9 protein-coding genes and 2 pseudogenes are annotated in these 7,947 nt (G+C 61.6%); 4 read left to right on the top strand and 7 right to left on the bottom strand.

The window, feature by feature from the left end; translation table 11 throughout:
- Positions 1-499: 499 nt before the first annotated feature.
- A pseudogene (locus tag FS320_RS33860) lies at positions 500-808 on the top strand (anion permease); the annotation flags it as partial.
- A 22-nt stretch (positions 809-830) separates the two neighbouring features.
- On the opposite strand, the gene FS320_RS33855 reads toward FS320_RS33860, so the two are convergent.
- Together FS320_RS33855 and FS320_RS33850 are read right to left on the bottom strand one after the other, a co-directional pair.
- Positions 831-1,391 carry an HdeD family acid-resistance protein gene (locus tag FS320_RS33855; protein WP_244627561.1) on the bottom strand — a complete coding sequence of 187 codons (561 nt, stop codon included), beginning with the start codon at positions 1,389-1,391 and terminating at the stop codon, positions 831-833.
- Between the two features lie 270 nt (positions 1,392-1,661).
- Positions 1,662-2,231 (bottom strand): DUF1269 domain-containing protein, encoded by a 570-nt coding sequence (locus tag FS320_RS33850; RefSeq protein ID WP_152716790.1) that lies wholly within the window; start codon positions 2,229-2,231, stop codon positions 1,662-1,664.
- 479 nt (positions 2,232-2,710) lie between these two features.
- On the opposite strand from FS320_RS33850, the gene FS320_RS33845 reads away from it, so the two are divergent.
- Positions 2,711-2,986 (top strand): glycine zipper domain-containing protein, encoded by a 276-nt coding sequence (locus FS320_RS33845; RefSeq protein WP_152716789.1) that lies wholly within the window; start codon positions 2,711-2,713, stop codon positions 2,984-2,986.
- 189 nt (positions 2,987-3,175) lie between these two features.
- Here FS320_RS33845 and FS320_RS33840 read toward each other — a convergent pair whose 3' ends face one another.
- The 3 genes from FS320_RS33840 to FS320_RS33830 form a co-directional block, all read right to left on the bottom strand.
- Complete coding sequence (locus FS320_RS33840; protein ID WP_152716788.1) at positions 3,176-4,117, bottom strand: D-alanyl-D-alanine carboxypeptidase family protein; 942 nt, start codon at positions 4,115-4,117, stop codon at positions 3,176-3,178.
- Positions 4,118-4,230: 113 nt separating this feature from the next.
- Positions 4,231-4,476 (bottom strand): hypothetical protein, encoded by a 246-nt coding sequence (locus FS320_RS33835; RefSeq protein ID WP_152716787.1) that lies wholly within the window; start codon positions 4,474-4,476, stop codon positions 4,231-4,233.
- A 112-nt stretch (positions 4,477-4,588) separates the two neighbouring features.
- Positions 4,589-5,767 carry a BaiN/RdsA family NAD(P)/FAD-dependent oxidoreductase gene (locus tag FS320_RS33830; protein WP_152716786.1) on the bottom strand — a complete coding sequence of 393 codons (1,179 nt, stop codon included), beginning with the start codon at positions 5,765-5,767 and terminating at the stop codon, positions 4,589-4,591.
- Between the two features lie 309 nt (positions 5,768-6,076).
- On the opposite strand from FS320_RS33830, the gene FS320_RS33825 reads away from it, so the two are divergent.
- Both FS320_RS33825 and FS320_RS33820 read left to right on the top strand, forming a co-directional pair.
- On the top strand, positions 6,077-6,547 hold the full coding sequence (locus tag FS320_RS33825) for an aminoacyl-tRNA deacylase (RefSeq protein WP_152716785.1): 471 nt from the start codon (positions 6,077-6,079) through the stop codon (positions 6,545-6,547).
- A gap of 219 nt (positions 6,548-6,766) precedes the next feature.
- The gene (locus tag FS320_RS33820; RefSeq protein WP_152716784.1) at positions 6,767-7,204 is read left to right on the top strand and encodes a YqaA family protein; all 438 of its coding nucleotides are present in this window, start codon (positions 6,767-6,769) and stop codon (positions 7,202-7,204) included.
- 149 nt (positions 7,205-7,353) lie between these two features.
- Here the strand turns inward: FS320_RS33820 and FS320_RS33815 are convergent, their stop codons facing one another.
- Together FS320_RS33815 and FS320_RS33810 are read right to left on the bottom strand one after the other, a co-directional pair.
- Positions 7,354-7,590, bottom strand: coding sequence for a hypothetical protein (locus FS320_RS33815; protein ID WP_152716783.1), 237 nt, complete (start codon positions 7,588-7,590; stop codon positions 7,354-7,356).
- Positions 7,591-7,637: 47 nt separating this feature from the next.
- Positions 7,638-7,781 (bottom strand): annotated as a pseudogene (locus tag FS320_RS33810) (cation transporter); the annotation flags it as partial.
- Positions 7,782-7,947 lie beyond the last annotated feature (166 nt).

Raw genomic sequence — 7,947 nt, 5'->3', positions numbered from 1 at the left:
CTGGGATGTGTTGCGGTCACCGACCAAGCTCTCCAAGCGATCTCGATCAGCGGCGGGAACCTCAATGCGTTCGATCTTGCCCATCAGAGCAGGATCGCACGTCGGATCGGATTTCGGAATCACTCGTCAGTGACAGAACACTAGCGTCGAAGATCAGTGGCTCTATCCGTTGCCGCCCATCGTCACGGCGCTTGCCAGGATCTCAGAGACACTCTGTCTCGACGGTTCCGGAGTGGGTACGCCGAAACGCGATTTCGTTATACGATACCGAGAGTTCGCATCAGGGGCAATCGGCTGATCGCTGCATCCCCAATGAGCCTCGTTCTGCAGGGAGATGAAATCCGCCTCAGCCAAGTGCCGATCACGCTTCCTCCGCCCTTCTCCGTGGTCCTGTGACAGAGCCATTCGGAAGAGGTGACCATCCTTTCTGATGCAGGAGGCGTGAGAAAAACTTCAGATCAGAACTTTGCCGGGCTGCTCCAGGGCTTTTATCGATACTCTTGCCTGCCTTTTCGTGCTCACCGCCATCATGGGCCAGTTGATCAGCAATGCCGCGACCGCATTGATCGTCATTCCCATCGGATTGGCGGCCGCGATAAGCGTGGGGATCTCACCACGCCCCGTTCACATGAGCATCGCGGTCGCCACAGCCGGTGCTTTCCTGACCCCTATCGCGACGCCGACGAACCTGATGGTCATGGGACCGGGATGGGGTGCGTTTGGCGATTACTGGAAGCTTGGATTGCCTCTGCTGATCTGGTTCTTCGTCGTGTCGGTCTTCCTGGTACCGTTGATCTGGCAGTTCTGACCGGCTCGTCGACGATCCGACATCAGCTCATCCGCACCTGCCAGGCGAGATAGGCAATCGCCGAGCCGACGCTGATCAGATTCATGCCAAGCAGAAATCCCAAAAGCCATACGGATGTCACCGGCAGATTCACCCAGAGGACGAGTGAAAGCACGATGCCGACCATGCCGCTTCCCAGCACCCAGCCCCAATTGGGAAACGGCCGGATCGTCAGTGCGAAGACCACTTTGGAAATACCTTCCATCATGAAGAACACGATGAGGAGGAGCGTGATCGTCGTCAGTCCCTGCTCCGGGTCGCGCAGGAACAGGAAGCCGATCAGCATGGCAAGACAGATGGAGATCAGCTGCAGCCAGAAATGCGGCACGTGCCGTGCGCTGATGAGACTGAGCGCCTGCAGCAGGCCGCTGATCACCAACAGCCAGCCGAGGAGAACGATCACTGCCGTCGATGAAAAGATAGGATAGACAATCGCAAGAACGCCGGCTGCGATCAGAAGTAGCCCCTCGATGAGATACCATAGCGAATAACGCTTGACGGCATTCCGCATCGCTTCGCGGAACACTTCCGCCGCGGCGTCCAACGATATTGCCATAACACCCTCTCTACATCTCAGCGCTCACGTCAGCTCCCGAACACCCGGACCGCGCTCGATGCCTGTGAGCCAGTCGGATCCCAAACCATGCTACCCGAAACACAGACGAGTGCGAACATGAAGGGCTTGAGAACGCTCATGCCGGTAAACTAGTGCTCTGCATCTCCACTGAAAGACGCAGCTTGCCGCCTCCTTCCCGATACACCGGCAGGAGCCCAGAAAGAGCAAATTCGGATCGCTTCGATCGTCCGGACCCGTCTATGGTGTTTCCGCCGCCATTGCGCCTGCAGCCGCGACGCCCTCGCCCGGACTCGGCGCATGGGCCTGCGACAGGGCGGCCTGGAGCTTTGCTTCCTGTTCCGGCGACAGCGAGGAACGTATGACGCGCCCTTTGAACCCTGAAAGCTCGGCCAGCACCTTCTCGGGCTGCGATTTCCGGATCAGCAGGAACAAGGCGGAGGTGTCGGGCTGAAGCGTCTCGCCGATGGATTTGATGAAGTCGTCGTTGATGCCGTAGTCGATCATGCTCCCGGACAAGGCTCCCGAGCCTGCTCCGACGGCGCCACCGATGGCGAGACCCGCGAGCGGATTGAGGAACAGCAACCCGATGAGGCTGCCCCACATCGCGCCGGACAGACCGCCGGAGGTCGCTCCGAGCTTCACGAGATTCATGCTCTGCTTGACCCGGACAGCACCGTCCGCCCCGCGGATGGCGACGACGGCGTCTTCCAGATCGATGAGATATTCCTTTTGCAGTCGGGTCAGTTCGGTCAGGACACGGTCTGCATCATTCGGGTTGTCGAATCCAACGACTACCAGCTCGGCCATGAGACCCCTCCTCCTGTAGCGACAGTCCCTGGAGAGTAAAGTGAATGGCTGATACGTCCATCAGGTATTACCCCGAGCCAGTGCGGGGATTCTCATGAGGCTCGGCTGAATATTCAGTCCTGCTACGGTTCGAAGCATCCGTCGTGGCAGCGGAGTTGCATGAACTCTTGTCCATCACGGGAGAGAAACCCTAGAAAAGGGAGATTGCTGCGGCCATAGATCAGGCTTTGCACCACGGGAAACCAGGGATTTCCCGAGTAGCCAAATCCGGCCTCTCGGGTGAGGCTGTATCCGATCCGAGCGTGTCGCGTGGAACCGAAACTCTGCGTCAGCGAAAAGCCGACGTGGTTTCCCGCTGCGCATAATGCGCTACTTGAGGATTGAGCATCGGATGGATCCCAGAAGTGTGTTCCAATTTTGAGGCCGATGCCGTGGCCCGCAGCCGGGTCCAAAACCCAGAACCGAGGAAGGAAAGTGCGATGTGGACAATCATGACGGCCATCGCGGCGAGTACGCTCATGCTTTCCATGGCAGCCTGCACCACACCGGGAGAACGTGCGGCCGGTGGTGCGGTCCTTGGCAGCGTTACTGGTGCCGCGGTCGGCGGAGCGGCAACGGGCCGGACGAGCGGAGCCTTGGCCGGAGCGGCCGTCGGTGCCGCCGGCGGCGCGATCGTCGGAGCATCGACGGCCCCGCGCAGCCCATGCCCCAATGGCACGTTCCGGGATGCCTCCGGCAATCTGTTTTGCCGTTGACCGTCCGCACCAGAGGCGCAGGACTTATTGCTTGCTGATGTGTTCTGCAGTCGCTTGACGCCGTAACTTACCTGCGTGGGAGCAGGCGACTGTATCCGTATATGCCAGCCACGGCTGTAGCGACCGGATGGTTTGTCTCGTGCCGGCATGAGCCGAAGCATTGTGCAACTGCGAGCCTTAGCCCCTCGGTCATGGACGAAGCGGCTGAACCTCCGTACGCTTCGCAACGCTGCCGGCGGCCCTGGCCTCCAATCGTGCAGGATCCTGTCGCCCGCACTTGAGACGGCGCAGGTCCGCAGCAGGCATCGGCGCTTCGGCCTTCATCGTGCGGAGATTGCCGACGGGACTGGCCGCTTCCGACAGGCCGGTGTTGAGGAGTTCCCGCATGACCAACGTCCGTGTCGCCGCGCTGGGCGATCCGAGAACCACGCCGACGACGCGCCGATTCCCACGAAGGGCCGAGACGGTCACATTGAAACCGGAGGCGCATACAAAGCCAGTCTTCGAGGCCTCGAGACCGGTGTAATCCTCGACCAGCTTATTGGTGTTCTTGAGCATCCGCCCGTTGACCGTAATGGAGGGCGTCCTGAGGAGGTCCAGGTAATCGGCATGGTAGCTCAGGAGCGCCAGCATCAGCACGGCCATATCCCGCGCATTGGTCACCTGTCGGTCATCGTGCAGGCCGGTCGGATTGACGAACCGGGTCCCGGTCATTCCGAGGCGCCTCGCCTCCTGGTTCATCGCCGAGACGAAGGCCTCCTCGCTTCCGCCAATGGTTTCCGCAATCGCGAACGACACGTCGTTGGCGCTCTTGACCATCATGACCGTGAGTGCGTCCTCCAAGCGAAGCGACGTGCCCGGCGGGACACCGAGCTTCGTCGGCGCCTGGGCGGTCGCCCTGGAGCTCAGGACGATCGACGTGTCCATGCTGACCCGGCCCGATTTGACGGCCGTCAGCGCCAGATGGGCGGTCATCATCTTGGTGAGCGATGCCGGATGCCAGGAGCGTGTCGGCTCCTGTGCGGCGAGAATGTCGCCAGTGGACGCATCCACCAGCAGCATGGGAGAGGCGCCGACGGATAAGGGCGTCAGGAGAAGGCCGGCAGCCAAGAGGATCGAGAGCGGCTTCATGCCCGGATCGTTGCCCGAACCGCGGCCTTACGCAAGCACCCGACGGCAAAAACCGTCCCGCTCTACTACTTTCGGGTTGTCGCAAAGGGATTTGGGAGTGGTCCCCAGGTCTGTCAGACGGCCGCCTCGGCCAGCAGGAGGACGATTCCCAGCGCGACCATGACGATGCTGGGCCAGTGGTGTTTGGGATGAAGAGCGCGCACCCGCTCCCGCGGCTCCAGGGTCGCGCCCAATCCCGTCGAGCCCATGCGATGCGGGTCGCTCAGGCGCCCTTTCCAGAGAACCTGACCTGCCGCGAGCACGATCCCGCCCACGATCAGCAGCGCACCGATCCAGATGAGAAGCATGCCCGACTGCATGAAGCCCTCCCCGATGAGGTCCAATGATCGCGAGCATAACACAGGGCTTCAGGAGAACACAGGTTTCGGGCTGGCCGGAACGAGAATTGCGGAGGCACCATCGTCGCTGCGGTTAGACCGCCTGTCCGGCACACCAGCCGGACGACCAAGCCCATTGGAAGTTATATCCGCCGAGCCAGCCGGTGACGTCCACCACCTCGCCGATGAAGTAGAGGCCGGGCACCGCCTTGGCTTCCATTGTCCTGGAGTCGAGTTCGCGGGTATCGACGCCGCCGAGCGTCACCTCGGCCGTTCGGTAACCTTCCGAGCCGGCCGGCTTGAAACGCCAGCGGTTCACGGCTTCGTCGATGGTACGAAGCCTCTTGTCGGAATAATCGGCAAGGTTGGCCGGCCCCTTCTCCGTCTCGGCGATCAGTTGTGCCAGGCGCTTGGGCAGGAAGGCGGACAGAGCGGTCTGGAGCGCCTGCCGGCCGTTTTGCGCGCGGGCGGCGCGCAGTTCTTCGAAGAGATTCACGCCCGGCAACATGGAGAGCACGATCTCGTCACCCTCGCGCCAATAGGAGGAGATCTGCAGGATCGCGGGGCCGCTCAGGCCGCGATGGGTGAAGAGCATGGCCTCGGCAAACGTGGTCTTCCGGCAGCCCGCCACCGCATCGACCGACACGCCCGCCAGAGGCGTAAGGCGCTCCAGCAAGGTCGGCTCCAGGGTAAGCGGCACGAGAGCCGGCCGCGTCTCGACGATCTTCAAGCCGAATTGCTGCGCGAGATCGTAGCCGAACCCCGTGGCGCCCATCTTCGGAATGGACTTTCCGCCCGTCGCCACCACGACGGAACGGCATTGCACCGTGCCCTGCGAAAGCTTCAGCGCAAATCCTTCCGGTGCTTTCTCCATGCTCTCGACGGAGGTCGAGAGACGAAGCTCCACGTTCCCCAGACGCATCTCGTTCAGCAGCAGATCGATGATCTGCTTCGACGAGCCGTCGCAGAAGAGCTGGCCCAAGGTCTTCTCGTGATAGGCGATGCCATAGCGCTCCACGAGAGCGATGAAGTCGCGTTGCGTGTAGCGGCGCAGGGCCGAAATGGCGAAGCTTGGATTCTGCGAGATGAAATTTCCCGGCGCGGCATTGAGATTGGTGAAGTTGCAGCGTCCACCGCCGGAGATGCGGATCTTCTCGCCGGGCTTGGCGGCATGGTCGAGGACGAGCACGGAACGGCCGCGCTTTCCGGCCTCCACCGCACACATCATCCCGGCGGCCCCGGCACCGATCACCACAACGTCGAACTGATCCAAGAGAGGTCTTCCTGAAAGAAATTTCTGACGCCTCCGCTCGAGAGACGCATGGAGAACTTAGCCTGAGGGAATGGAAAGGCTGTTCGTAGTGAACCTCGGAAGAAGGCGCAAGTATCCGTGCAGGAGGACTGCGTTGAAGCTCAGCCGCATCAGGCATTATTTGCGGCCGCAGCCGTCAGTCGATTGAAGCCGGTCCGTCAGGGGTGTACCATCGAAGCGTTTCCAAGCAGCCGCGCATCCCGAAGCGACGGTGTGTCAATACAGCCGCCCTCCTGGCATGCGAGCGTCCTCGTCTCATAGGAGGTTGTCATGACGATCGCACCAACCCTTCAACGCTACATGTCCGATCAAGGCATCAGCTACGACCTGATCCAGCACGAACCGGCAATGACGTCGCTGGGCACGGCCCATGCGGGGCATGTGCCGGGTGATCGGCTGGCCAAGGGCATCATGCTCAGCGACGGGCAGAACTACATGCTCGCCGTCCTGCCGGCGTCGCATCATCTGCGTCTGTCCGATCTCAAGATGGAGCTGGGCCAGGAACTGCGTCTGGCATCCGAGGATGAGATCGTCGAAGTGTTCCGCGACTGCGATCGCGGCGCCATTCCGCCCGTCGGCACGTGCTATGGCCTCGATGTCATCGTCGAAGACAGCGTGGAGCGGCAGCCGGACGTCTATTTCGAAGGCGGCGATCATGCCACGCTGGTTCACGTGAAAGGGGATGACTTCGCGCGGCTCAACCCGCGGGCTCAGCACGGCACGTTCAGCGACCGGATGTGATGCTGTGAGTTGGTGAGGCATGCCTGCGGTGGCGTACGAGAGCCGATAGGTGATCTATCCCTGGAGCATAGGATCCAAAAGTGGATCTGCACTTTTGGATCCGGTGCGCTCGATGGGTCAGCTCGGCGGCATCCAGGAACCGTGATAAGGCTCGTTTCATTCCGCCTTCGTGCAAAGCCTTGAACCCGCCCGTCCTCAGTCCAACGTGATCCTCGCCTCATGCCGCATCTCGCCGAATACGGCGCCCTGTTTGCAGCCGCTTTTCTCTCGGCCACCATCTTCCCTTTTCAGTCCGAAGCCGTGCTCTTCGTCATGCTGGCGGCGGAGCATTATCCCTGGTGGCTTCTCATTCTCGTGGCGAGCGTGGGCAACATCCTCGGCTCCATCGTGAACTGGTTCCTGGGCCGCTTCTTCGCCCATTTCGAGAATCGCCCCTGGTTTCCGGTGAAGCGCAAGCAAATGGCGAAGGCCGAAGGCTGGTATCATCGGTACGGACGCTGGACGCTGCTTCTGAGCTGGCTGCCGATCGTCGGCGATCCGCTCACCATCGTGGCGGGCGTGATGCGGGAACCCCTGCGGGTCTTTGTGCCTCTCGTGGCGCTCGCCAAGACGGGGCGTTATCTCGCCGTCGGAGCGCTGAGCCTGGGATGGATTTAAAACGAGCTTTTGCCCGAACATTCGCTACTTCTCGTCATGGCCGGGCTTGTCCCGGCCATCTCGATGCGGTGAGGCGCGGCGCTTTAGGCTATCGGGATCACCGGCACAAGGCCGATGATGACGACCTGAATGGTCGATAAGCGACTCATTTAAGGTCCCTGCAGGCTCGACCAGATCTCCTCCAGATGGCGCGGCCCCAGCACCGCGCCGGAGGCGGCTCGTATGACGGCCTCCATGCCGGCTGGCGGCTCGTTGTTCATGGCCCAATGCACGGCTTCGCGGAGGGTGGCGAATTCCCTTACGTCGCTGGGATGGCCCTGGCCGGTCGTGCCAATCGGCTCGTATTGCAGATGGGCCGGAGCATCCAATTCGGCTTTGGTGAGCATGTCGCGGTCCTGCCTTCGTTAGGGGTACTTGAGCAGGACAACGTTCTTCAGGCTGAAGGCGTTTCAGCCCGGTGCTCCTCGCGGGCGGTCGTCCAGACCTCCCGCGCGGCATCGGCATTCATCGCCGCAATGGCAAGACCCACGATCAGGTCCGGCCAAGCCGAGACCGTCATGGCCGTAACCAGGCCCGCCCTGTAGCGCGACGCGCGAATGTGTGAGTAAGGCGACGGCCAGATTTACGAGATGTCGCCTCCGGTTGAAGTCGACCTACCGTGTCACGGGACGACACGGAGGAGCGCATGAGCCGGCTCGATCAGGAGGCTCGCATGACTATCAAGGCATTGGCGGCGCGGGGAG

This window comes from Microvirga tunisiensis (assembly GCF_009296175.1).
GTDB classification, from domain to species: domain Bacteria; phylum Pseudomonadota; class Alphaproteobacteria; order Rhizobiales; family Beijerinckiaceae; genus Microvirga; species Microvirga tunisiensis.
This window is presented reverse-complemented; position numbering and strand designations above follow the sequence as displayed.

Bases quoted from the DNA above. Each gene is read 5' to 3' on its own strand.
- FS320_RS33850 (WP_152716790.1), bottom strand. From the start codon at position 2,231: ATGGCCGAGCTGGTAGTCGTTGGATTCGACAACCCGAATGATGCAGAC.
- FS320_RS33845 (WP_152716789.1), top strand. From the start codon at position 2,711: ATGTGGACAATCATGACGGCCATCGCGGCGAGTACGCTCATGCTTTCC.
- FS320_RS33840 (WP_152716788.1), bottom strand. From the start codon at position 4,117: ATGAAGCCGCTCTCGATCCTCTTGGCTGCCGGCCTTCTCCTGACGCCC.
- FS320_RS33835 (WP_152716787.1), bottom strand. From the start codon at position 4,476: ATGCAGTCGGGCATGCTTCTCATCTGGATCGGTGCGCTGCTGATCGTG.
- FS320_RS33825 (WP_152716785.1), top strand. From the start codon at position 6,077: ATGACGATCGCACCAACCCTTCAACGCTACATGTCCGATCAAGGCATC.
- FS320_RS33820 (WP_152716784.1), top strand. From the start codon at position 6,767: ATGCCGCATCTCGCCGAATACGGCGCCCTGTTTGCAGCCGCTTTTCTC.
- FS320_RS33815 (WP_152716783.1), bottom strand. From the start codon at position 7,590: ATGCTCACCAAAGCCGAATTGGATGCTCCGGCCCATCTGCAATACGAG.